Annotated in this window: 1 protein-coding gene; it reads right to left on the minus strand. The window is 67.0% G+C overall.

Annotated elements, in window-relative coordinates; all coding sequences use genetic code 11:
- Positions 1-385 (minus strand): integrase core domain-containing protein (locus CU044_RS12335; protein WP_129768585.1); only part of this gene is annotated, 385 nt, incomplete at both ends.

Below are 385 nucleotides of genomic sequence, written 5' to 3' on the forward strand. Positions count from 1 at the left end.
AACGTTGTTAACGCGGCTGATGGGCGGGTGTCCGTTGAGTGCGGTGTGGCTGCGGTGGTGGTTGTAGGTGTGGAGGAAGTCTGCCAGGGCCTCGGTCCGCTCCTTGTTCGAGGTGTAGGGCCGCAGGTAGGCCCACTCGTCCAGGAGGGTGCGGTTGAAGCGTTCGACCTTGCCGTTGGTCTGCGGCCGGTAGGGCCGGATCTTCTTGTGTGCGATGCCGTCGGCGGCCAGCGTCCGGGTGAACAGCCGGGCCTTGTAGCAGGAGCCGTTGTCGGTGAGGACCCGCTGGACGGTGATGCCGTGGGCGGCGAAGAAGGCGTTCGCCCGCTGCCAGAAGCCCGCGGCCGTGTGCTGGCGTTCGTCGGGCAGGACTTCGCTGTAGGCC

The organism is Streptomyces sp. L-9-10, from assembly GCF_004151105.1.
GTDB lineage: Bacteria > Actinomycetota > Actinomycetes > Streptomycetales > Streptomycetaceae > Streptomyces.